The 25,088-nt window shown below is 37.1% G+C and carries 15 protein-coding genes, 1 tRNA gene and 1 rRNA gene; 12 read left to right on the forward strand and 5 right to left on the reverse strand.

The window, feature by feature from the left end:
• Window positions 1–85 (forward strand): 5S ribosomal RNA (gene rrf, locus HCO57_RS11200); the annotation flags it as partial.
• Window positions 86–196: 111 nt separating this feature from the next.
• Here the strand turns inward: rrf and HCO57_RS11205 are convergent.
• The 3 genes from HCO57_RS11205 to HCO57_RS11215 form a co-directional block, all read right to left on the reverse strand.
• Entirely contained in the window at window positions 197–1,663 is a 1,467-nt protein-coding gene (locus tag HCO57_RS11205) for a glutamate synthase subunit beta (RefSeq protein ID WP_167989120.1), read from the reverse strand.
• A gap of 8 nt (window positions 1,664–1,671) precedes the next feature.
• Window positions 1,672–6,177, reverse strand: a complete 4,506-nt coding sequence (gene gltB / locus HCO57_RS11210) for a glutamate synthase large subunit (RefSeq protein ID WP_167989121.1) — start codon at window positions 6,175–6,177, stop codon at window positions 1,672–1,674.
• Window positions 6,178–6,482: 305 nt separating this feature from the next.
• Complete coding sequence (locus HCO57_RS11215) at window positions 6,483–7,625, reverse strand: acyl-CoA dehydrogenase (protein ID WP_167989122.1); 1,143 nt, start codon at window positions 7,623–7,625, stop codon at window positions 6,483–6,485.
• Between the two features lie 226 nt (window positions 7,626–7,851).
• Here HCO57_RS11215 and nhaD point away from each other — a divergent pair, with 226 nt between their 5' ends.
• The 6 genes from nhaD (at window position 7,852) to HCO57_RS11245 (ending at window position 12,583) form a co-directional block, all read left to right on the forward strand.
• Window positions 7,852–9,180 (forward strand): sodium:proton antiporter NhaD, encoded by a 1,329-nt coding sequence (nhaD, locus tag HCO57_RS11220; protein WP_136951701.1) that lies wholly within the window; start codon window positions 7,852–7,854, stop codon window positions 9,178–9,180.
• A 57-nt stretch (window positions 9,181–9,237) separates the two neighbouring features.
• Complete coding sequence (locus tag HCO57_RS11225; RefSeq protein WP_136951700.1) at window positions 9,238–9,930, forward strand: MotA/TolQ/ExbB proton channel family protein; 693 nt, start codon at window positions 9,238–9,240, stop codon at window positions 9,928–9,930.
• A 10-nt stretch (window positions 9,931–9,940) separates the two neighbouring features.
• On the forward strand, window positions 9,941–10,327 hold the full coding sequence (locus tag HCO57_RS11230; RefSeq protein ID WP_136951699.1) for an ExbD/TolR family protein: 387 nt from the start codon (window positions 9,941–9,943) through the stop codon (window positions 10,325–10,327).
• Window positions 10,327–11,226, forward strand: a complete 900-nt coding sequence (locus HCO57_RS11235; RefSeq protein ID WP_167989123.1) for an energy transducer TonB — start codon at window positions 10,327–10,329, stop codon at window positions 11,224–11,226. Before HCO57_RS11230 ends, HCO57_RS11235 begins: the two co-directional genes overlap by 1 nt.
• A gap of 2 nt (window positions 11,227–11,228) precedes the next feature.
• Entirely contained in the window at window positions 11,229–12,440 is a 1,212-nt protein-coding gene (locus HCO57_RS11240; RefSeq protein ID WP_167989124.1) for a bifunctional folylpolyglutamate synthase/dihydrofolate synthase, read from the forward strand.
• A gap of 65 nt (window positions 12,441–12,505) precedes the next feature.
• Window positions 12,506–12,583, forward strand: a tRNA-Val gene (locus tag HCO57_RS11245).
• A gap of 63 nt (window positions 12,584–12,646) precedes the next feature.
• On the opposite strand, the gene HCO57_RS11250 is transcribed toward HCO57_RS11245, so the two are convergent.
• Both HCO57_RS11250 and HCO57_RS11255 read right to left on the reverse strand, forming a co-directional pair.
• On the reverse strand, window positions 12,647–13,342 hold the full coding sequence (locus HCO57_RS11250) for a LytR/AlgR family response regulator transcription factor (protein WP_167989125.1): 696 nt from the start codon (window positions 13,340–13,342) through the stop codon (window positions 12,647–12,649).
• Between the two features lie 3 nt (window positions 13,343–13,345).
• A complete protein-coding gene (locus tag HCO57_RS11255) occupies window positions 13,346–14,461 on the reverse strand; it encodes a sensor histidine kinase (protein ID WP_167989126.1) in 1,116 nt (371 codons plus the stop codon).
• A 77-nt stretch (window positions 14,462–14,538) separates the two neighbouring features.
• Here HCO57_RS11255 and HCO57_RS11260 point away from each other — a divergent pair, with 77 nt between their 5' ends.
• The 5 genes from HCO57_RS11260 (at window position 14,539) to HCO57_RS11280 (ending at window position 25,088) form a co-directional block, all read left to right on the forward strand.
• Window positions 14,539–15,612 (forward strand): carbohydrate-binding family 9-like protein, encoded by a 1,074-nt coding sequence (locus HCO57_RS11260; protein ID WP_245167583.1) that lies wholly within the window; start codon window positions 14,539–14,541, stop codon window positions 15,610–15,612.
• Window positions 15,593–16,759: a family 10 glycosylhydrolase gene (locus HCO57_RS11265; RefSeq protein ID WP_245167584.1), complete on the forward strand. Its 1,167-nt coding sequence runs from the start codon at window positions 15,593–15,595 to the stop codon at window positions 16,757–16,759. The genes HCO57_RS11260 and HCO57_RS11265 overlap by 20 nt, the downstream gene beginning before the upstream one ends.
• Window positions 16,760–17,053: 294 nt before the next feature.
• Complete coding sequence (locus tag HCO57_RS11270; RefSeq protein WP_245167585.1) at window positions 17,054–20,158, forward strand: SusC/RagA family TonB-linked outer membrane protein; 3,105 nt, start codon at window positions 17,054–17,056, stop codon at window positions 20,156–20,158.
• Between the two features lie 6 nt (window positions 20,159–20,164).
• Entirely contained in the window at window positions 20,165–21,652 is a 1,488-nt protein-coding gene (locus HCO57_RS11275) for a SusD/RagB family nutrient-binding outer membrane lipoprotein (protein ID WP_167989127.1), read from the forward strand.
• Window positions 21,653–21,797: 145 nt separating this feature from the next.
• Window positions 21,798–25,088 carry a VCBS repeat-containing protein gene (locus HCO57_RS11280; RefSeq protein ID WP_167989128.1) on the forward strand — a complete coding sequence of 1,097 codons (3,291 nt, stop codon included), beginning with the start codon at window positions 21,798–21,800 and terminating at the stop codon, window positions 25,086–25,088.

Below are 25,088 nucleotides of genomic sequence, written 5' to 3' on the forward strand. Positions count from 1 at the left end.
CCCTTCCCATTCCGAACAGGGTAGTTAAGCCCGATAGCGCCGATGGTACTGCCACACCAGGTGGGAGAGTAGGTCGCCGCCTCCTTCAAACCCCTTTACAATTCGTAAAGGGGTTTTTTTATTCCATCGACTAATTGGAATGAATAAAAAAAGGCAGGTATTAAACCTGCCTTTTGCTAATCCAAATAGGTTAATATTACACCCTTGGAAGATCGCCTTGGCCTTTTAAAGGTAATTCTGATTTGCCCATTAGATATTTATCTACATGATGTGCTGCTTGTCTGCCTTCAGAGATTGCCCATACTATTAGGGATTGTCCACGTCTTTGGTCTCCTGCAGCAAAAACCCCAGGGACGTTTGTTTTATAATCGTTTTCTGAGGCTTCTATATTGGTACGTCCGTCAAATTTTAATCCAAATTGTTCTGCTAGGGTGGTTTCCGAACCGGTAAAGCCTAATGCTAATAAAGCCAAATCACATTTCCATTCTTTTTCAGTTCCTGGGACTTCTTTTAAATTAGGACGCTGGCCTGGCTTAAATTCCCATTCAACCTCTGTAGTTACTAAACCCGTAAGATTACCCTCAGCATCACCTTTAAATTCCTTAGTAGAGATGCTAAAGAAGCGTTCTGCTCCTTCCTTATGAGAGGTGCTAGTTCTTAAACGCATGGGCCAAAATGGCCAAGGTTGATTTTCTGGTCTTTCTGTTGTGGCCATAGGCATAATTTCAAAGTTGTTAACTGATTTGGCACCATGTCTTATAGATGTGCCTATACAATCCGAACCAGTATCACCACCCCCTATTACTATAACGTCTTTATCTGTTGCCAAAATTTCATCACCAGTAAAGGAAATGTTATCTACACGTCTGTTGTTTTGTGGCAAAAATTCCATGGCTTGGACTACGCCTTTTAAATCGGAGCCTGGAATGGGTAAATTTCTTCTAACGGTAGCCCCGCCACACAATACAACTGCATCAAACTCATTCTGTAGTTCGTTAGCTTTAATATCTATACCTACGTTAATCCCAGTTTTAAATGTAATACCTTCTTTTTCTAATACTTCTAATCGTCTATCTATAACGTGTTTTTCCATTTTAAAATCTGGAATTCCATAACGAAGTAAACCACCAGGTTTTTCGTCACGCTCAAAGACAGTAACCATGTGTCCTGCTCTATTTAGTTGTTGTGCAGCCGCTAGGCCTGCAGGTCCTGAGCCAATTATAGCTACTTTTTTGTTGGTACGAGTTAATGGTGGTTGGGGTTGAATCCAACCATTTTTGAATGCAGTTTCTACAATGTTCTTTTCTATATTTTCTATGGAAACAGGGTCTTCATTAATTCCTAATACACAAGCTTCTTCACATGGTGCTGGACATAATCTACCTGTAAATTCTGGAAAATTATTAGTAGAATGTAAAATTCTTGCTGCTTTCTCCCATTTTCCTCGGTATACTGCATCGTTGAAATCTGGAATTAAGTTGCCAAGTGGACAACCACTATGGCAAAATGGAATTCCACAATCCATACAACGTGCACCTTGGGTTTTAACCTCCTCTTCTTTTAAAGGTTGAGTAAATTCTTTATAGTTTTTTATTCGGTCTTCTACAGGCGCATAGCTTTCGTCCATACGCTTATACTCCATAAATCCTGTTGTCTTTCCCATGTTGGTTGTTATATGGTTTCCATTTTCTCCTGTTCTAATCTAATTAAGGCCTGTCTGTATTCTTCTGGGAATACTTTTATGAATTTGCCTAAACTTTCTTCCCATTTTTCTAATATTCTTTGTGCTAATGGGCTTAAGGTAGCATTGTAATGGTTTTCTATTAATTCTTTTAATTCTGCAATGTCTTTATCTTCTTCTACAGCCAATAGGTTTAATGCTTCGTTTTTACAACGTTTTCTAAAAGTTTCCTTAGCATCATAAACAAAGGCAATACCTCCACTCATACCTGCTCCAAAATTTCTTCCTACTTCACCTAAGATAACAGCTACACCACCTGTCATATACTCGCATCCGTGGTCTCCTATACCTTCTACAACGGCTTTTGCACCAGAATTACGAACACAGAAACGTTCTCCAGCTTTACCGTTTATATAAGCTTCCCCAGTGGTAGCGCCATAAAGGGTAACATTACCAGTGATAATGTTATCTTCGGGAACTATAGTTGCCGCATCTGGTACTTTCACGATTAATTTAGCGCCTGAAAGACCTTTACCCAAATAATCATTGGTGTTGCCATTTACTACCATGGTCAATCCCTTGGTTGCGAAGGCACCAAAACTTTGACCTGCAGAGCCTGTAAAATTTAGTTTTAACGTGTTCTCTGGTAACCCTTCTGCTCCATATATTTTGGAAATTTCATTACTTATTATGGCTCCAACTGCGCGGTCAGTATTACAAATTGGAAATTCTAAACTAGTTTTTTCTTTTCGGAAAAGAGCTGGGTGAGCTTTTGCAATAATATCAAACTCAATAGAACCATGGATATCATGTACTTGTTGTTCTGTGTTGAACAACGGAGTACCCTCTGGTACCTCTACTTGATAAAGAATTGGAGTTAAATCTATACCCGCAGCTTTGTAATGTGCCAAAGCTTTTTTTCTGTCTAATTTTTGAACTTGTCCAACCATTTCATTTATGGTTCTAAAGCCCAACTTTGCCATAATTTCTCTAAGTTCTTGAGCCACAAAATACATGTAGTTTACTACGTGTTCTGGTTTTCCTTTAAACTTTTTACGTAACTCAGGATTTTGTGTGGCTATACCCACAGGGCAAGTGTTTAAGTGGCACACTCGCATCATTACACAACCAGATGCCACAAGTGGAGCAGTAGCAAATCCAAATTCTTCAGCCCCTAATAAGCATGCTATGGCGACGTCTCTACCTGTTTTCAACTGTCCGTCGCACTCTAAAACAACTCTGTTTCTCAAATCATTTAAAACCAATGTTTGTTGCGCCTCTGCAATGCCAAGCTCCCAAGGCAATCCTGCGTGTTTTAAAGATGTTAATGGAGAAGCACCTGTTCCTCCATCAAATCCTGAAATTAAAATAACGTCTGCTTTTGCCTTGGCAACACCAGCCGCAACAGTGCCAACACCAACTTCGGAGACTAGTTTTACATTTATTCTAGCTTCTCTGTTGGCAGATTTTAAGTCGTATATTAATTGAGATAAATCTTCAATAGAGTAAATATCATGGTGTGGTGGTGGTGAAATTAACCCTACGTAAGGTGTAGAATTTCTGGTTTTGGCAATAGAAGGATTTACTTTTGGTCCGGGTAATTGCCCGCCTTCTCCAGGTTTAGCCCCCTGAGCCATTTTAATTTGTATTTCCCTGGCGTTTGTTAGGTAGTTTGATGTAACACCAAACCTACCAGAAGCAACTTGTTTAATGGCACTGTTACGCCAATCTCCTGTAGGACTCTTATAAAAGCGCTGTTCATCCTCTCCGCCTTCTCCAGAATTGCTTTTACCACCAATTCTATTCATTGCAATGGCAAGATTCTCGTGAGCTTCTTTACTAATACTACCGTAAGACATTGCACCTGTTTTAAAGCGCTTTACAATTTCTGTCCATGGTTCTACTTCTTCCAACGGAATTGGGTCATAGTTAGAGAACTCAAATAACCCTCTAATAGTCATCAGGTTTTTAGATTGCTCATTTATGAGTTCTGAATACTCTTTATAAGTAGAAGGTTCATTACTACGTACTGCTTTTTGTAGCTTGGCTATGGATTCTGGATTAAACATATGTTTAGCTCCATTTCTTCTCCATCGGTATTCACCGCCTATCTCTAAATCTAAATTTGCGTCTATTTTGTCATTATAAAACGCTTGTCTGTGACGTTTAGCAACTTCTTTTTCTATTTCGTACAGTCCTATACCCTCTATACGTGTGGGGGTATTTGGGAAATATTTATCTACGACCTTAGTGTTTATACCAATACATTCAAACAATTGTGAGCCGCGGTAAGAATTTAAAGTAGAGATTCCAATTTTATTCATCACCTTAAGAATACCCTTACCAACCGCTTTATTATAATTAATGATGGCATCTTCAAAAGAGTAATCAGTTATATTGTTTTCCTCTATCTGTTTGCCAATAATTTCATTCACTAAATAAGGGTTGATGGCACTTGCACCAAATCCAAATAATAGTGCAAAATGGTGTACTTCTCTAGGTTCCGCAGATTCTACTATGATACTTAACTTAGAGCGTTTACCTAATTTGCTTAGGCCACTATTAACAAAAGAACAGGAAAGTAGTGCTGGTATTGGAGCCATTTCTTTGCTTACCATTCTGTCTGATAAAATAATAATATTGGCTCCGTTATTTGCTGCCTCAGAGGCTTCATTTAAAATTCTTTGTAAAGCCTCTTCGAGTCCATTGTGTCCTTTTTCAATTTCATAAAGTATAGAAATTGAAACAACTTTATAATCTGGACTACGGTCGTGGTTTTTTATTTTGTCTAAATCCTCCTTGGAAATTACTGGATTCTGAATTTTCAATTTTCTACAATGTAATTCAGAAAACTCAAAAATATTATGGTCACTACCTAAGGTTAAGCTAATGTCCGTAATTAACTCCTCTCTAATCCCATCTAATGGGGGGTTAGTTACTTGTGCAAATAATTGTTTAAAGTAATTATAAATTAATTGTGGTCTTTCTGACAGTACGGCAATTGGCGTGTCTGAGCCCATAGAACCAATAGGTTCCTTACCATGTTCTGCCATTGGCATAATAATGGTGTTGATATCTTCTTGTGTGTAACCAAATGCAGCAGTTCTTGTGTCTAATGGAAATTCGCCTAAGAATATTGGACAGTCGTTATAGGGAATGTCTTTTAAGTGAACTAAATTTTTATTGAGCCATTCTTTATATGGGTGTTTATTGGCTATAGCTTCCTTAATTTCTTCATCATTAACAATACGGCCTTCTTCCATGTTTACCAAAAACATTTTACCAGGCTCCAACCTACCGTGATACTCAATGTTTTCTGGTTCTAAATCTACCACACCTGTTTCTGACGACATGATAACGTATCCGTTTTTGGTAACGGAATAACGAGAAGGTCTTAACCCATTACGGTCTAATACAGCGCCAATATAGTTGCCGTCTGTAAATGGAATAGAGGCAGGACCGTCCCATGGTTCCATTAAACAGCTGTTATATTCGTAGAATGCCTTTTTGCTTTCAGACATTTCATCATTCTTTTCCCAGGCCTCTGGGACTAACATCATCATTACCTCTGGTAAAGAACGACCCGTCATTAAAAGTAATTCTACCACCATATCCATACTAGCAGAATCGGATTTACCTGGTAATATTACAGGTATTACCTTTTTAATGTCTTCTCCAAACCAATCACTTGCCATTAATTCTTCTCTAGATCGCATTCTAGCTACATTACCTCTTAAGGTGTTAATCTCTCCATTATGGCACATATAGCGGAAAGGCTGTGCTAAATCCCAAGTTGGGAAAGTGTTAGTAGAAAAACGTTGGTGTACTAAAGCCAAACGAGTAACCACTCTAGGATCCATTAAATCTTCATAATATTTACTAATGTCTTGCGGCATTAATAAACCCTTGAAGATGATTATTTTTTGAGACAAGCTAGGAAGATAGAAAAACTGACTTTGGCTTAATTTGGAAGCCTCAATCTCATGTTCTGTCTTTTTTCTAGCTACAAATAGTTTTTGATTGAATTTAAAATCATCTTCAATGTTGCCCTTGCCAATAAAGATTTGCTTAACTGCAGGTTCAGTTTCTTTGGCAATACTACCTGGGACAGATTTATTAACCGGTACATCTCGCCACCCCAATAGTTCTAAACCTTGTTCTTCTATATTGCTTTTAAAGGTATCTATGCAAAACTGACGTTGGTTGTCTTTTTGAGGTAAGAACACATTACCAGTTGCATATTCACCTGCTTCTGGCAAGTCAAAATTACAGACATTTTTAAAGAATTCGTGCGGTATATCTATAAGGATACCCGCTCCGTCTCCTGTTCTACCGTCTGCACTAACGGCACCACGGTGCTCAAGTTTAACTAATATCTCTAGGGCCTTGTGAATGATGTCGTTAGACTTCTTTCCTTGCAGGCTACATATAAACCCCGCGCCACAGTTATCGTGTTCAAATTCGGGTAAGTACAATCCTTGTCTCTCTGGCTTCATTGAATATGGTATTTACTCAAATTTATCATAAACAATGAATTATGTACAATAAAGCATGTTAAACACAACAAAAATTTTAGCGTCTGTAATTTTTTGATAACAAAAACATAATATGAAAATTAGATGGGTTTATTATATGGAAATGATAATTGATGGGGGTGGTAATTTCAATAACCTAAAAAAGAAAAGGGTAAAATCACATTAAATACATATTTAATTGTGAGTTTACCCTTAAAAATTTAGGGGGCTGGTCTAGATATTTATTGTTATTTGATATTAACCCCTTAGGCTTTGTGTGTTAAATATTAGTCGCGTAAGATGCTTCTAGAAATAACTATCTTCTGAATTTCTGAAGTGCCTTCATAAATCTGCGTGATTTTAGCGTCTCTCATTAAACGTTCTACATGGTATTCTTTAACAAAACCATTACCTCCATGTATTTGTACAGCTTCTGTTGCAACTTCCATGGCAGTTTCTGCGGCATATAATTTAGCCATGGCTCCAGATAAATCGTAATTTTCCCCTGCATCTTTATCACAAGCTGCTTGGTAAACTAAATGTCTGGCAGCCTGTATTTTGGTGTGCATGTCTGCTAACTTAAAGGCAATTGCTTGGTGGTTACAGATTTCTGTGCCAAACGCTTTGCGTACTTTAGAATACTGTAATGCAAGCTCATATGCACCAGCGGCAATACCGAGCGCTTGGGCTGCAATACCAATTCTACCTCCTGCTAACGTTTTCATGGCAAATTTAAATCCAAAACCATCTTCACCTATTCGATTTTCTTTAGGAACCTTTACGTCAGTAAACATTAAAGAATGGGTGTCGCTCCCACGGATTCCTAATTTATTTTCTTTAGGGCCAATTTCAAAACCTGGTGTGCCTTTTTCTACAATTAGTGCATTAATTCCTTTATGGCCTTTTTCTTTATCCGTTTGGGCAATTACTAAATACACCTCTGCAGTGCCACCATTTGTAATCCAGTTTTTAGTACCGTTTAATACATAATGGTCACCTTTATCTATTGCGGTCGTTTTTTGGGATGTTGCATCGCTACCAGCTTCTGGCTCAGATAAACAGAAAGCACCAATAATTTGTCCTGTAGCTAATCTGTGTAAGTATTTTTCCTTTTGCTCTTCTGTACCATACGTTTCTAAACCCCAGCATACTAAGGAGTTATTTACAGAAACGATTACGGAAGAAGAAGCATCTACTTTGGAAAGTTCCTCCATCACCAATACATAAGATAGGGTATCTAATCCACTACCACTATATTTCTCGTTCACCATCATTCCAAGAAAACCCAATTCGCCCATTTGTTTAACTTGTTCTTTGGGGAATTTTTGGGCCTCATCTCTATCAATAACGCCCGGTAAAAGTTCGTTTTGGGCAAAATCTCTTGCAGCCTGTTGAATCATCAACTGTTCTTCAGTAAGGGAAAAATTCATCTTAATTATGGAATTATTAATTTTTTCACACAAATATAAGATTTGAATGTCATATTTCTAATTAAATCTTTGTTTAATCATCAATGTTTCAATTTAAAAAATAACCTTGCCTTTTGGGAGATTCTTTGGGCAATCCTTATATTTAGCCCGTTTTATCGATCAGAGAAAGTGAGATTTGGTCGGCAACAGTCACAATAAATATAACAGCTTTTAAACCAACAGATTAATGGAGACGATAGTAATAATTGTTTTTTTGGCGGGTTATTTGGCAATTACCCTTGAGCACAATCTTAAAATAGATAAACTTATCCCAGCTTTGGCCATGATGGCCTTGCTTTGGGCCATAATTGCCTTAACCCATATGGATGTATTTGAGGTAAATGCCCAACTAAAAGAGTTGGAACCTACCCATATAGAGGAGATTTTATTGCATCATTTAGGAAAAACGGCAGAAATTCTGGTATTCTTACTGGGAGCTATGACCATTGTAGAAATTATAGATTATTTTGATGGTTTTGCGACAATAAAAGGATATATAAAAACCAGAAGTAAACGCAAATTATTGTGGATATTCTCCATTTTAGCATTTATCCTTTCTGCTATTATTGATAACCTAACTGCAACCATTGTTTTAATAACCATTCTACAGAAGGTTATTAAAGACAGAGAAACGCGTTTGTGGTTTGCTGGTTTAATTATTATTAATGCAAATGCTGGTGGAGCTTGGTCTCCTATTGGAGACGTAACTACAACTATGCTTTGGATTGCAGACAAAGTGCATGCAGGTTCTTTAGTAACTCACGTTCTATTGCCTTCCATTGTGTGTATGGTTATACCAACTTTTATAGCTAGCAGATTTAAAGCTTTTAGTGGTGAAGTTGATGCGGAGGAAACTATAGAAGGCCCAAGTTCTAAATATGGATCAATTATGCTTTATTTAGGTTTGGGGGCAATTGTATTTGTACCTTTCTTTAAAACGATTACACACTTACCGCCTTATGTAGGTATGATGTTATCTCTCGCAATTGTGGCAACTTTCGCAGAAATTTATAGTAATGCTAAGTTTAGTATAACTTCTGCTACAGACGAGCATCACCATGAAGGTGCACATCATAGTCCTGTACATGCGGCACTCACAAAAATAGAATTGCCAAGTATTCTGTTCTTTCTAGGTATTTTATTAGCAGTTGCGGCATTAGAATCTTTGGGTATCTTATTTAGATATGCTGAAAGTATGAATGAAGCAATACCACAGACAGATATTGTGGTAATGTTATTAGGTATTGGTTCTGCCGTTATAGATAATGTTCCTTTGGTTGCTGCTAGTATGGGCATGTTCTCAGAAGGACCGGATCATCCATTATGGCACTTTATCGCATACTCTGCGGGTACAGGTGGTAGTATGTTAATAATTGGTTCTGCAGCAGGTGTGGTAGCAATGGGTATGGAAAAGATAGATTTCTTCTGGTACTTAAAGAAGATTTCTTGGTTAGCTTTCATTGGATTTGTATCTGGAGGTCTGGTATTCATTGCATTGCGTGAATTTGTACTTTAATTATAATTTATTTGTGAAAAGCCCGTTATTATTGCAATAAAATTTGGGAATCACATTATGATTAATTTTCAAGATCAAGTAGCTGCGGATGGTGTTGCCGAAGCAGTATCAGAAGAAAAAACACTTTCTGTAATAGATTTAATAATAAATGGTGGGGCGGCCAGTACAATAATTGTTATTGTACTGTTCGTCCTTCTTTTTGTGGCCTTATACATCTATTTTGAACGCACATTTGCAATAAGTGCAGCTTCTAAAATAGATAAGAATTTCATGAACCAGATTCGGGATCATGTTATGAACGGAAAATTAGAGGCGGCAAAGCTACTTTGTGCGCAAACCGATTCTCCTGTGGCACGCTTAACAGAAAAAGGTGTTTCTAGAATAGGAAAACCTTTAGATGATATCAATACAGCCATTGAAAATGCAGGAACCTTAGAGGTGTATAAATTAGAAAAGAACGTAAACATTTTAGCTACTGTTGCAGGTGCTGCGCCAATGATTGGTTTTTTAGGAACGGTAATTGGTATGATTTTAGCTTTTCATGAAATGGCAAGCAGTGGCGGACAAGCAGAAATGGGTTCTTTGGCCTCGGGTATATATACTGCGATGACGACTACCGTAGCTGGTTTAGTAGTCGGTATTATAGCTTACATTGGTTACAACCATTTAGTAAACCGTACGGATAAAGTGGTACACCAGATGGAAGCCCATGCTGTGGAATTTTTAGACTTATTGAACGAACCTTTATAAAATTAGCTGTATGAAGCTTAAAGGAAGAAACAAAGTAAGTCCAGAGTTTAGCATGTCTTCCATGACAGATATAGTTTTTCTGTTATTGGTATTTTTTATGCTAACTTCCAATGCGCCCAATGCATTAGATTTACTTTTGCCAAAGGCGAAAGGGAAATCCACGAACACGCAAAATGTTTCGGTTACTATAGATAAGAACCTCAATTATTTTGTGAACAATCAGCAGATTAATGGAGAATACATTGAAATTGAATTAAAAAAAGCACTTGAAGGTCAAGAAAAACCTACCATTATTCTAAGGGCAGAGGAAAGCGTAGCTATCAAAGAAGCTGTAAGCGTAATGGATATTGCAAATAGAAATAGTTATAAGGTTATATTGGCAGTGCGGCCTAATTAATGACTTTTTTAAACACGAGACACAAGAAAAAATCTTTTACCCTTACCACGGTGCTACTAAGTATTCTGGTATTGGTTCTCTTTTATATTGGGTTAACTTATATGGACCCTCCAGAAGAACAGGGTATTGCGGTTAACTTTGGAACCATGGATTTTGGAGCAGGTAAACAACAGCCGCTGAAAAAGATAAAATCAGAACCATTAGACATTCCTAAGCCTACTAATCTACCAGAGCAAGTACAAGAAGAGCAACAAGAGGTAAAGGAAACTACACCGGCAGAAGAAGTTGTTAAAGAGGCGCCATCAGAAAAACTGATGACTGCAGATTCTGAAGAAAGCATCCGCATAAAACAACAAAACGAAGCTAAGAGAAAGGCTGAAGATGCTGCTCAAAAGGCAAAAGCAGAAGCAGAACGTAAAGCAAGAGCACAAGCTTTAGAAGAGGCTCGTAAAAAGGCAGAACAAGAAGCTAAAAAGAAAAAGTTAGATGCGCTAATGGGTGGTATTGGTAAATCTGACGGAACCGAAAGTGGTTCTGAAGGGGATGATGCTACACCTGGCGATAAGGGAAATCCGCAAGGTAATCCTTATGCTACTTCTTACTACGGGGCTCCAGGTAGTGGTTCTGGAGGATTTGGTCTCAATGGGCGATCATTAGTGAGCAAGGGTAAAGTTCAGCAAGAATGTAACGAAGAAGGAAGAGTAGTAGTGCGTATCGTTGTAGATAGGAATGGTAGAGTGGTCAAAGCTACACCAGGTGTAAAAGGAACAACAAATAATGCACAATGCTTGTTAGATCCCGCACAAAAAACAGCCATGCTGCACAAATGGAATTTAGATTCTAACGCTCCTTCTCAGCAGATAGGATTTGTTGTGGTCAATTTTAAACTTGGACAATAGGCGTGACATATAAGGAGACGATTGCATGGATGTTTCAGCAATTACCCATGTATCAACAAAAAGGGGCAACTGCCTTTAAAGGGAAGTTAGATAATATAAATGCCTTTGCATCACATTTAAATCACCCAGAAAAAAAATTTAAAAGTATACATGTAGCCGGCACCAATGGTAAAGGTTCTAGTTCTCATATGTTAGCTTCAATTTTACAGGAAGAAGGTTATAAAGTAGGCTTATATACTTCGCCACATTTAAAAGATTTTAGAGAGCGAATTAAGATTGACGGTAAAAAAGTAAGCAAACAATTTGTAAAAGACTTTATAAGTGCAAACAAACCTTTCTTAGAGTATCATCAACTTTCTTTTTTTGAAATGACCGTAGGTATGGCTTTTCAATTTTTTGCAGAAGAACAGGTAGATGTGGCTATTGTGGAAGTAGGTTTAGGCGGTAGATTGGATTCTACAAACATTATTAACCCAGAAATAGCATTAATTACCAATATAGGGCTAGACCATACAGCTATACTAGGAGATACCCTAGAAAAAATAGCTATGGAAAAAGCTGGAATCATAAAAAGGGGAGTTCCTGTCGTGGTAAGTGAGCGGCATCCTAAGACCGAAATGGTTTTTAAATTAATTGCAAGTCAATTAAAATCGTCCTTAACCTTTGCGGATGAAAAGGATTATCCAACGTATGAAATGGATTTAAAAGGGCGCTATCAAGAAAAAAACGTTAAAGGGGTGTTGGCTTGTTTAACAGAACAAAGCTCCTTTAGTGTAGCTGAAAAGAGCATAAAGAGGGGTTTAAAACAGGTAGTGAAAAATACCGGATTATTGGGCAGGTGGCAAATTCTACAGAAACAACCTTTAGTAGTTTGCGATACCGCTCACAACTTAGAAGGACTTTCTCTTGTTATGGCACAGGTGCAAAAGCAATCCTATAAAAAATTACATTTAGTTTTAGGTTTTGTTAATGATAAGGAAGTGGCTAAAATTTTACCACTTTTTCCAAAAGATGCTTCTTATTATTTTGTAAAACCCAATGTGCCTAGAGGTATGGATTTGGATGTGTTGAAAAATTATGCTGAGAATCAAGGTCTTAAGGGAGGCTATTTTGAAGACGTCTCTACTGGGTTAGCCGAAGCAAAACGTAATGCTAAAAAGAAAGATATGGTCTATGTGGGGGGGAGTACATTTGTAGTAGCAGAAATTTTATAAAAAAAATTAAATTTTTGTTTGGCTAATTGAAATTAGGTTCTATATTTGCACTCCGAAAATGACACGGGCGCGTAGCTCAGTTGGTTCAGAGCACCTGGTTTACACCCAGGGGGTCAGGGGTTCGAATCCCTTCGCGCCCACCAAGAAAAGCCTCCAATTAATTGGAGGCTTTTTTATTTTACATAGTTTTTTCAATAGGTGTATATTTAATTAAGAATTTTACCTTTAACTTCTTCTGCATAACTTCTGCCAATGGTATAACGTATCCCTTCTATTTCTACACTATTGCCTTCAATAGCGCTAATTTTATCAATAGCTACAGTATAGGAGCGGTGTATGCGAATAAAATTGTCTCTAGGTAATTCTTCGGTAAAGCCTGTTAGGGTTTTGTGTACAATGTGTTTGTCTGTTCTGGTAATTATACGGATGTAATCTTTGAGACTCTCCACAACCAAAATATCATTTAGATAAATTTTTTGTAGCTTTTTATTATCAACCTTAACAAAAATACTTTGGTTGTCTGTAGTGCTACTATTTTCAGATTCGTGAGTTCTTGTTACTCTATTTACCGCTTTAAGAAATCGTGGAAAAGAAATAGGTTTTACTAAATAATCCATTGCCTCATACTCAAAGCTTTTGACGGCATACGCTTCGTATGCGGTAGTGATGACCACCATAGGCTTTTTTTTGAGCGATTCTAGAAAATTAAATCCATTTAGCACAGGCATATTAATATCCAAAAAAATGAGGTCTACCTTGTTTTCTTGTAGGTATGCATTGGCATTTAAAGGATTGGTAAAGGTATCTAAGATTTTAATTTGGGGAACTTGTGCTGCGTATTCTTTTAAAATTTCTATCGCTAAAGGTTCATCGTCAATAAGGATTGTATTTATACACTTCATTGGTTATACTCGCAGTTTTAGTTTGATAATAAAGGTGTGTCCTTTATCTATAAGGTTTAGTTTATAGTCTTCCGGTTCATAACCTAGTTCTAGTCTTTTTTTAACATTAGAAAGGCCTATGCCACCAAAATTCTTGCTTGTTGTGTTTGGTTTTCTGTCTTGTGGACAGGAATTGGTAAGCTCAAAATAAAGAAAATCTTCCAGAACCGTAATATCAAGACTAATCTTGTTTTTGCCTAGATTTTTACTTACTCCGTGTTTTATGCTATTTTCTATCAAGGGCATCAAAAGCATTGGTGAAATTTCTTTGTTAGTCAAATCTCCAGAAATACTAATGTTTACCTCTAGGTTTTCATCAAAGCGAATACGCTCCAAATCAATATAATTTTGTAAGCACTCAATTTCATTAGTTAAAGATTGTCGTCTTTTATCTGTAGCGTATAGTAAATAGCGCATTAATTCAGATAGTTTTAATATAACAATGGGTGCTTTGTCAGATTTGGTTAAGGTTAGCGAGTATATGTTGTTTAGGGTATTAAAGAAAAAATGTGGTGAAACTTGTAAACGTAAAAACCGGAGTTCTGTAGATAATTGTCTTTTCTCCATTTCATACAACTTATTTCGTTCTCGCAACCAATCTATGGTAAGCTTTATAGCAGTTACAAAAGAAACTACATACAACTCGCCCAACATCATTTGTATGCCGTAATTAAAAGTTAAGTTTTGTATGGGTTCTGGTCCTTCTGGCCAAACATTAGTACTCACTAAGTAATACGTAAGATTGTATTTAGCTAGGAGCATTACAAAAAGGGCGCAGATAACTAAAATGGTATAGCTCAAATATTTTCTGGTATATACAAACTTGGGCATTAACACATAAATATTTAAATAGGTTAAGGCCATATGTATAGGAAAACCAATAATATTTGTTTTTACAGAGTATTCATAATCATCAAAATAACTTCCCCACCGTAAGGTGTTGAATGCAAAGTAAATAAGCCAGAAAATTAAATGATGCTTTACCGTAATTTCGTAAGGGTCAAAAGAACTATTACCCGGTTCTTGCTCGTTTTTAAGTTCCTCAGAGGCTTTAGCAAGTAAGTTTACTGTATTTTTCATTGTTGTTGGTGAGCTTGTGACTGTTGTTGGTCTAAATTTTAGGATGGAACACTATTAAATTTAAGAATATTAGTCTTATGATTATTAGCAAAGCTATGTGGAAGAAAATAAATATTTGGGGGTATAGGGTGTCTGCAAAATACAACTTTCTTCTTTGCTTTATAGTTTTATATGGTTTTTTAAGCGGAGTGAATGCTCAGCAATATCCAATGCCTAAAACTTATGTAGCACAAAAAATAGATAGCATTGTAGTAGATGGCAATATGGACGATGCTTGGCAAAATATTCCTTGGACAGAAGATTTTATTGATATAGAAGGAACTAAAAAGCCAGACTTTGAAACTAAAATAAAAATGGCATGGGACGATGCTTATTTTTATGTATTTGCAAAACTAGAAGAGCCTCATGTTTGGGGTCATTTACAACAAAGGGATACGGTTATTTTCTACAACAATGATTTTGAAATATTCATTGATCCAGATGGGGATACTCATAATTATTATGAATTGGAGATAAATGCGCTAAACACACAATGGGATTTATTCTTGACAAAACCCTATCGTAACCAAGGAAAAGTTCTAGATAGTTGGGATATTCAGGGATTGCAATCTGCCGTATCCATAGAAGGTACCTTAAATAGGGCTTCAGATATAGATAAAGGTTGGTCTCTGGAAATAGCTATTCCGTGGGGTGTTATATCTGAAGCAGCATTACATGGAGGTCCACCTAAAAACGAATTTTGGCGTATCAATTTCTCCCGTGTCAATTGGGATTTTCAACTGAAGAATGGAAAATACCAAAGAAAGCAAGGTGGTAATGAAGAATTTTTACCAGAATATAATTGGGTGTGGTCCCCACAGTGGGTTATTAATATGCATGAACCAGAGCACTGGGGGTATGTCTATTTTACAGATGCACCTATTACCAACTTTAGTGTAGACAAAGATGAGCAACTAAAGTATGCCTTATATGCAGTGTATAGAAATTGGTTGGCGCAACCTAAGGGTAGAAAGGCAATAACCGTTGATGTTCTTGGTAAAGCGATAAAAGTGGACTATGAGCCCCATGCAACGGGTTGGAATCTTACTGCTGTAAGTCCCTTTTCAAATAAAAAAATAGTAATTAAAGAAGATGGAAAATACATCTGGTAACAAGAAACAGAAATTTAAATTTTATCAGTTAGGATTGGTGGGCTTGTTGGCATTATTAGCTGTTGGTTTTTTTGATAATCCCATGAAAGCTAAAACCAAGTCAGAAGCTAAAAACGTGACTATTGCAGAAAATGAAGCAATTACGTTTAAATTTTGGACATGGTTTACGGCAGATGAAACTAAGGACGATGCCTATTACCGACAGGAATTTAAAAAATACAAGGAAAATGGTTTTCATGCTGTACTCATTAATACTGGTACAGATGCAGATTTGCTAAAGAAGGTGGCTCCTTTTGCAACAGAAGTAGGGTTAGAGGTGCATGCTTGGATGTTTACCGTAAATAGACCTGGAGATAAAATAGCAGAAAAGCATCCAGAATGGTATGCCGTTAGTAGAGATGGCAAATCTTGCTATGACCAACCACCTTATGTAGGTTATTACAAATGGTTATGCCCAACTAGAGAAGAATCACGAGACCATATTTTGAGTTTGGTTAGCGGTTTGGCGGCTGTAGATGGTGTAGCAAGTGTGCATTTGGATTACATAAGATATTCTGATATCTTTTTGCCTATTGGATTATTGCCAAAATATAATTTAGAGCAAAACACAGAATTACCAAGGTTTGATTTTTGCTATTGCGATGTTTGTTTAGCAGCTTTTGAAGAAGAGCATCATAAAAACCCAAAAGATTTTGAGCATCCAGAGATAGACATCGAATGGAAAAACTTTAGACTTAATAAAGTGAAATCCATAGTAGATGAAGCGTATGAAATTGCTCACGAAAATGGCAAGTTGCTTACTTCTGCAGTATTTCCCTATCCAGAAATGGCGGACCATATGGTACGTCAACGCTGGGATAAATGGAATGTTGATGTTGTATTACCAATGATTTATCATGGATTTTACAACGAGGAATTAGATTGGATTGGCTATGCTACAAAACAGGGTGTGGCAGACTTAAAAGGAAGGCAGACCGAATTGCATACCGGTTTGTATCTTCCAGATTTTGATGATAAAACCTTAGAAAAAGCTATTCTAATAGCGAAAAAAAACGGAGCTAAAGGGGTTTCTGTTTTTGATGGACCAGCATTAAAGGATAATCAGTTGCAGGTGATTAAGAAATTGAGCAAAAAATTTAATCCTTAAAAAAAACTTAAACTACCACAATTACAACCATACCAACCAATGTTTTAGTGATAGTGATGTGTATCCTCGGCAAGCAATTGTCGGGGATAATTTTTTGATTATCAAATTCTTATTCTAAATCCTTTTAGGTGGAAAAGATTCGTAAATAAGTCTTAAAATTTATGTGAATTTTTTACTGCTGTTCGGCTTTTGGCAATTGTTGTTGGTCGAAAAACTTTCACTATCCCTTATTATATATCCAATTTCCAAGAAACAAAACTCAATTAATTAACTAAATCAATTAAATCAAACTCTATGAATGTCATGTTTAAGGCTGTGTTTGCGTTACTCACCCTATTAGTGGTGCAAGTTGGCGTTGCACAGAATGTAACAGTATCAGGTGTTGTAACAGACAGTGATACTGGTATTCCAGTTCCAGGAGTTAATGTAGTGCAGCAAGGCACTCCCAACGGAACTTCGGCAGATTTTGATGGAAACTATTCCATTACTGTACCTAGCAATGCTGTCCTTGTTTTCTCTAGCTTAGGTTTTCAAGACCAAATGGTAAGTGTTAATGGTAGAACAACTATCAATGTATTGTTAGTCCCTTCTGCTGAAAATTTAGATGAGGTGGTAGTTACTGCATTAGGTATCAAGAAAGAAACTAAGGCACTCGGTTATTCCTTGACAGAGGTTAAAGGTGAAGAAGTGTCTAATATTAAGTTGCCCAATGCGATTAATGCCTTGCAAGGTAAGGTGGCCGGTGTAAACATATCTCAAAACGCAACTGGAGCAGCCGGTTCTAGTAGGGTTATCATCAGAGGTAACAGTACTATGACGGGTAACAACCAACCCCTGTATGTAGTAGATGGTATACCAATTTCAAATGAAAATAGTGGCTCCGCTAGTTTATGGGGAGGTAATGATGGTGGTGATGGTATTTCTAGTATAAATCCAGACGACATAGCGTCCGTAAGTGTGCTTAAAGGTGGTTCTGCAAGTGCTCTATATGGTTCTAGAGGTGGTAATGGTGTCATAATTATAACCACAAAGCAAGGAAAAAAGCAAGAGGGTATAGGTGTAGAATACAACGGTAGTGTGTTATTTAATACCTATGATAGTTCCATTCTAGATTTTCAAACAGAATATGGTCAAGGTATTTTGGGTAGAAAGCCAGTAACGCAAACAGAAGCGTTTGATAATGCCACAAGCTCATGGGGAGAGCGTTTAGATGGTTCTTCTGTGGTGCAATGGGATGGTGTAGAGCGCCCTTATTCTTATGTAGGTAATAATGCTGAAACATTTTATAGAACTGGTGCAACATTTACCAACACAGTTTCTTTAACCACAGGTGGTGAAAAAATGAACATGCGTTTTTCTGCTTCGGATTTAAGCAATGATGATATTGTGCCTAATGCAGGGCTTAATAGAAAAACATTTTCTTTAAACGCTAATGCAATGATGGCAGAAAAGCTATCCATGCAAACTAATGTAAAGTATATTGTTCAAGATGTAACTAATAGGCCTCGATTATCAGACGCGCCCGGTAATGCTAACTTTACGGTGGCATTATTGCCAGCAAATGTAGATGTCTCTTTTATGGAGCCAGGTGCTAATGAGGATGGAACAGAACGTCAATATTCTAGTAATGTTTTCTCTCAGAATCCCTACTGGGCCGCGTATAATTTTAGTAATCAAGATAAAACCAACAGAATTATAGCCTCCACTAATTTAAGGTATGATATTATAGATTGGCTGTATTTATCTGGTAGAGTAGGTGTGGACCATTGGACAAGAAAATCTACCTCCATTGAGCCTTGGGGTACTGCATATATTCCTGGAGGAGCTATGACAGAAGAAGAAAGACGATACACCCAAATTGATGCAGATTTAATTCTTGGGAGTCAAGTGAATATAACAGACAAGCTTGGATTTAATGGGTTTGTAGGGGCAAACAGTAATAAGATTGAGTTCGAATCGCTTTCTCTAGGGGGAAGAGATTTTATCGTGCCAGGGTTAGAAGATATATCTAATCTAGCTACCCAAACACGCTCAAGAGGTTTTAATGAAAGAGAAATAGGGTCTCTTTATGGTTCCTTAGAATTTAGCTATGATTCTTTTTTATATCTTACCTATACAGGACGTAACGATTGGTTTTCAACACTTTCTTTAGTCGGGAAAGATTCTCCAAATAATGATTTCTATTCCTCTATTAATGGTAGTTTAATTTTGTCAGATTTGTTTCAAATGCCAGCACCAATCTCTTTCCTTAAACTAAGAGGTGGATATTCAGAAACAGCTGGTGGTGCACAAGATGCGTATCAATTAGCATTAACGTATGAAATTTTTGGTCAAGGACATCAAGGGCAACCTTTGGGTAGAATTAACGGTAGTAGGGTTCCTAATATTGGTTTAGTACCGTGGAGTAAGCAAGAATATGAAATTGGTTTAGATGCAAGATTCTTTAATAATAGATTGTCTTTAGACTTAGCATACTACTCCAATAAAACTACAGATGATATTGTGAATGTTACGACTTCTGTTACCTCTGGTTTTTCTTCTGCAATAGCAAATATTGGTGAGTTAGAGAATAAAGGTTTTGAGTTTTTAATCAACGCAACACCATTTAGAACACAAGATTTTTCTTGGAATACAAGTATTAATGGAGCTTATAATAAAGGAACAATTGTAGCAACTAATCCAGAAGATGGAGAAATTGGCCTAGATGAACCAAGAACACAAAATGTAAGAATATCTCACATACCTGGTGAGCGTTATGGAGTAATTAAAGGTGTGTCTTATGTGCGTGATGAGCAAGGTAGAATTGTATACGATATTGACGAAGATGGTGTGCCTTTAGCTCTACTAGGAGAACGTAAAATTTTAGGAGAAGGCGTTCCGCCATGGTCTTTTGGTTTTAGTAATACTTTTAGATTTAAAGATTTTAGTTTGTATACCTTGATAGATGCTAAGTTTGGGGGTCAAATATTCTCAGGTACAAATACTTTTGCTTACGGTAGCGGCTTGCACAAGGCAACACTAGAAGGTAGAGAAAATGGACTAAGTGTATCTGGAGTAGATGGAGAGGGTAACGCCTTTACAACTACTGTAGCTCCAGAAAACTTACAAACCTACTATGGTCGGGTTAATGATATTGCAGAAGAATTTGTAGAAGATGCAGATTTTATAAAATTTAGACAATTAAGTCTTAATTACACTTTTCCTGACAAAATTTTGGAAAAGACATTTTTAAATACTGCCAATATCGGTATCATCATGCAAAACTTGTTTTATATAAAACGTTCTGTAGATAATATTGATCCAGAAGCAGCTTACAATGCTGGTAACTCACAAGGATTAGAATATTTTGGTGTGCCACCAACTAGAAGCTACGGTCTATCCTTAAACGTAAAATTCTAAACTGCTATGAAAAAAATACTTTATATACTTATAGTAATGTTCTCCATATCTTCTTGTGATGAAGGTTTTGAGGATGTCAATGTTGATCCTACCAAGGCAAGTCAGATAGCTATTTCTAATAAATTGACAACAGCACAGTTGCAGGTGTCTAGTGAACGTTATGATAATTGGCGTGCCAATTTAATTTATTGCTCTACTATAATGCAACACTTTGCTACAACAGCAGGGTATTGGAGTGGAGATAAATATACTTGGAACAGAGGTTATGCCTCTTCTTTAATGGATCGTTATTACGAGAATCCTGTTAAAACATTAGAAGATATGTTGGTGCAGGCAGAAGCAGAATCGCAACCAGAAGAAGTTGTAGCTATTATTAAGGTGCTAAGAGTTTTTACATTTCATAGATTAACAGATTTGTACGGTAACATACCTTATTTTGAGGCAGGGAAAGCGGTAATAGAGGGCAACCTAACCCCAGTATATGATTCGCAGAGCGAGATATATGCAGATATGTTAAGTGAATTAGAGAGTGCTGCGGCAGTATTAGGTTCAGGAACTTCTTCATTTGGAGATGCAGATATTATGTACCAAGGAGATTTGGCAAAATGGAAGCGTTTTGCAAATTCTATGATGCTTCGTTTAGGATTTAGATTGATAAAAGTAAATCCAACAGCGGCTCAAGAATGGGTGACCAAAGCCATAAACGGAGGAGTGATGGAGTCAAATGCAGACATTGCATATATTCAACACACAGCAGGGCCAGAAGGTATCAATAGAAATGGTAATGGAGAAGTTTTTACAGCCGACGGAAACCCAAGAATGAGTGAGACGTTTATCAACTTCTTAGAAGATGATCCAAGATTGCCCATTCTGGCCGCTAGAAGGTCTGATGGTAGTACAGAAATTTCCGATTTAAAAGGACTGCCCAATGGATTGGATTCTAGCTTGCTTTTAGATTTAACAGGCGAAGAGAATACAGATGCTTATGCAGAACCAAATAGGGCTATAATTACTGGAGAGGGAGCTCCAATGTTTTTTCAGACTTATGCAGAGGTGGCCTTTTTACTTGCAGAAGCTGCAGAGCGATGGGGTTTAGCAGGTGGTGATCCAGAACCACACTATAATGCAGGAGTAAGAGCAGCCATGAAAATGTTAGCAATTTATAGTGCAGATGCTCTAATAGAAGATGCGACTATTGATGAATATCTTTTGATAAAACCTTTTAATCCAGCAAACGCTTTAGAGCAAATTAATACACAGTATTGGGCAGCAACTTTTTTAAATGAATATGAGTCTTTTGCAAATTGGAGACGTACTGGTTTTCCGGTATTAACTCCAGTTAGTTATCCAGGTAATGTTACGGGTGGCACTATCCCAAGAAGGCTTACCTATTCAGAAAGTGAACAAGCAAATAATCCTACCAATTATCAGGCAGCTGTAGACGCGCAGGGGCCAGACCAATTGACTACGCGCGTTTGGTGGGATGTGCAATAGAAATAGTTGCTCATAATGCTTAATTCTAGTATGGGTTAGTTTAGTTTATTTTAAGAAGATAAAGGAGGGGAAACTCTCCTTTATCTAACTTAAGACTTTTATTCTTTTACAAATGTTTCGGTTTCATTCAATACTAATTGTTCTTATGGTGCTTTGTTTTTTTTCTTGTAAAGAGAATAAAACAGATGCGCCGCTTAAATTATTTACACTATTGCCGCCTGTAGATACAGGTATCAATTTTATGAATGAACTAAAAGAGACGAATAAACATAATATTCTTAAATATGCTAACTTTTATGGTGGTGCAGGCGTAGGCTTAGGAGATTTCAATAATGATGGTTTGTTAGATGTCTTTTTTGCAGGTAATATAGTGCCAGATAAATTGTATTTAAATCAAGGCAATTTAAAATTTACAGATGCATCTAAGGAAGCCAATATTTTACAAGACTTAGGATGGTCTACAGGCGTAACTGTAGCAGACGTAAATGCAGACGGATACCTAGATATATATGTAAGTAGGGAGTTGTATGATGATGATACAAAAGCAAGAACCAATTTGCTATATATAAATAATGGCGATGCAACATTTAAAGAACAAGCCAAGAAGTGGGGTGTTGCCAACAATCAAAGAACACGGCATGCCACCTTTCTAGATTATAACAAAGATGGTGCGTTAGATTTATTTTTGCTTACCCAGCCTCCCAATCCGGGGAGTCTATCTTCCTATTCGGGGAGTTCACTTTTAACAGAAGAACATCAACTTAAACTCTATAAAAATACCGGAGATGGTTTTGTAGATGTAACCCAAAAAACAGGTTTAGCCTTTACCGGTTTTCCTAATGCGGTATCTGCAAGTGATATTAATAATGATGGCTACACAGATATTTTTGTGGCCAATGATTTTGAAGCGCCGGACTTTGTATTTCTCAACAATCAAGACGGTACTTTTTCCAGTGTCGGCAATAAAGTGTTACCCCAGATGTCTTTTTATAGCATGGGAGTAGACGTGGCTGATATGGATAATGATAAAAATTTAGATGTTTTTGTGCTAGATATGGTAGCCGAAGACAATTTTAGACAAAAGTCTAATATGAGTGGTATGGATATCGCTAGCTTTTGGAATGTGGTGGATAATGGCGGTCATTACCAATATATGTATAACGCGCTTCATAAAAATAACGGTAATGGTACTTTTAGTAACGTGGCTAATTTTTCTGGCATGCAAGCTACGGATTGGAGCTGGAGCAATCTTATTGCGGATTTTGATAATGATGGCTTAAAAGATGTATACATCACCAATGGACTTTTGCGAGATATCCGTAACACAGACGCAGATAAAAAAGTGTCAGAATATATTAATCAACAGCGTTTTAAATGGCTGCAAAAACACCCAGAGGGTGGTAATCTGGAAGATATCTTTCAAATTATACATTTAGACACTATTCTAAACATGATTCCCTCTCAGCCTTTAAAGAATTATGCGTTTAAAAATAAGGGCGATTTTAGTTTTGACAAGGTTGCTGCGGATTGGGGTTTAGACCACAAGTCGTTCTCTAATGGTGCCGCTTACGGAGATTTAGATAATGATGGTGATTTAGACATGGTAGTAAATAATATAAATGCTACAGCATTTGTGTACCGTAACAATTCATCTGAACAAAATAAGGCAAATTATTTACGTGTTATAGTTCAGGATGATACGCACAAAACTACTTTGGGCAGCCGTGTGTATGCACATTATGGAGGAGCTACACAGTTAATAGAACTTACGAATGTAAGAGGCATTTATTCTACAAGTGAGCAAACCGCTCATTTTGGGATAGGAACAATGAGCAAAATAGATAGTGTAGAAGTGTTTTTTCCAGACGGTAAACGATTGGTTCAAAAAGAGGTTCCAGCCAATACGGTTTGGGTGGCTAATGCTAGTTTGGCCACCACATATCAGCCTAAAAAAAAGCACCCTAAACGTTTGTTTAAAGAGGAGATGCAGCACGTAATTAAGCATACAGAAAATACGTTTGATGATTTTCAAAAGCAGCTATTGCTGCCTCATAAAATGTCTCAATTTGGGCCGGCAATGGCGGTTGCAGATATAAATAATGATGGGTTAGACGATATTTTCTTAGGGGGTGCAAGCGGATTTAAACCACAATTGTTACTACAAGAAATAGATGGTAGTTTAAGACCTACTCAAATCTCATTTTGGAATAAAGAAGCTCCTTATGAAGATGTAGATGCAGTATTTATAGATGTGAACAACGATGGTTTTCTAGATTTATACGTGGCAAGTGGTGGTAATGCATATCCTGAAAACGATTTTCACTATACAGACCGCCTGTATATGAATATTGAAGGGAAGTTCAAAAAAGGGGCATTGCTAGGGGTTACCAGAGAGAGTGGCGGTAAAATTGCAGTCGCAGATTATGATAATGATGGGGATGTAGATGTTTTTGTAACAGGTAGGCATACGCCTTATGCATATCCAACGGCGGCAAGCAGTACCTTGTATGTAAATATAGAGGGGCAGCTACAGAACAAGACGCTAACTTTAGCTCCAGATTTAGAAAATTTAGGAATGGCTACAGCTGCTCAATGGGCAGATGTGGATGGTGATGAAGATTTAGATTTGATGGTGGTTGGGGAATGGATGCCAATAACCGTATTTGTGAATACAAAAGGTCAGTTAAAAAAGATTTCTCCACCAGGGCTTTCTGCAAGCAGAGGTTGGTGGTTTGGATTGACCTCTGGGGATTTTGATGGGGACGGAGACCCAGATTTTATTGCAGGAAATTTAGGACTTAATTATAAATACAAAACAAGTAAAGATGCCCCTTTTGATGTCTATTATGATGATTTTGATCGCAATGGCAAAAAGGATATTGTCTTAGGGTACCATAATGGCAATACACATTTTCCACTACGCGGATTTTCATGTTCTTCCCAACAAATACCTTCTCTTAAAAAGGAAATAAAAAAGTACGACATATTTGCGGCCATGGACATAGAACAAATATATGGAGCGGCTAATCTTAACAATGCCTTGCATTTACAGGCAGATACATTTGCATCAGTTTACATAGAAAATTTAGGGAATGGAGACTTTAAAATGCATCCCCTACCTAACAAGGCGCAACTAACCAATTGGAACAATTTTTTAGTGAGAGACTTTAATGCTGATGGAAATTTAGATGTTCTTGGTGTTGGGAATTTATGGGTTGCTGAAATCGAAACACCCAAAAACGACGCAGGAATTGGTATCTTGTTGCTTGGTGATGGCAAAGGAAATTTCACTGCTCAAGAATATCAAGAAAGTGGTTTTTATGCAGCCAAGGATGCCAAGCAAATCACATTAATGCAAAAAGGGTACAAGTCTACAATTGTAGTAGCTAATAATAATGATGCACTACAGTTTTTTACATGGATAAATACAAACTAA

It is taken from the genome of Croceivirga sp. JEA036, from assembly GCF_011882165.1.
Taxonomy (GTDB): Bacteria; Bacteroidota; Bacteroidia; order Flavobacteriales; family Flavobacteriaceae; genus Croceivirga.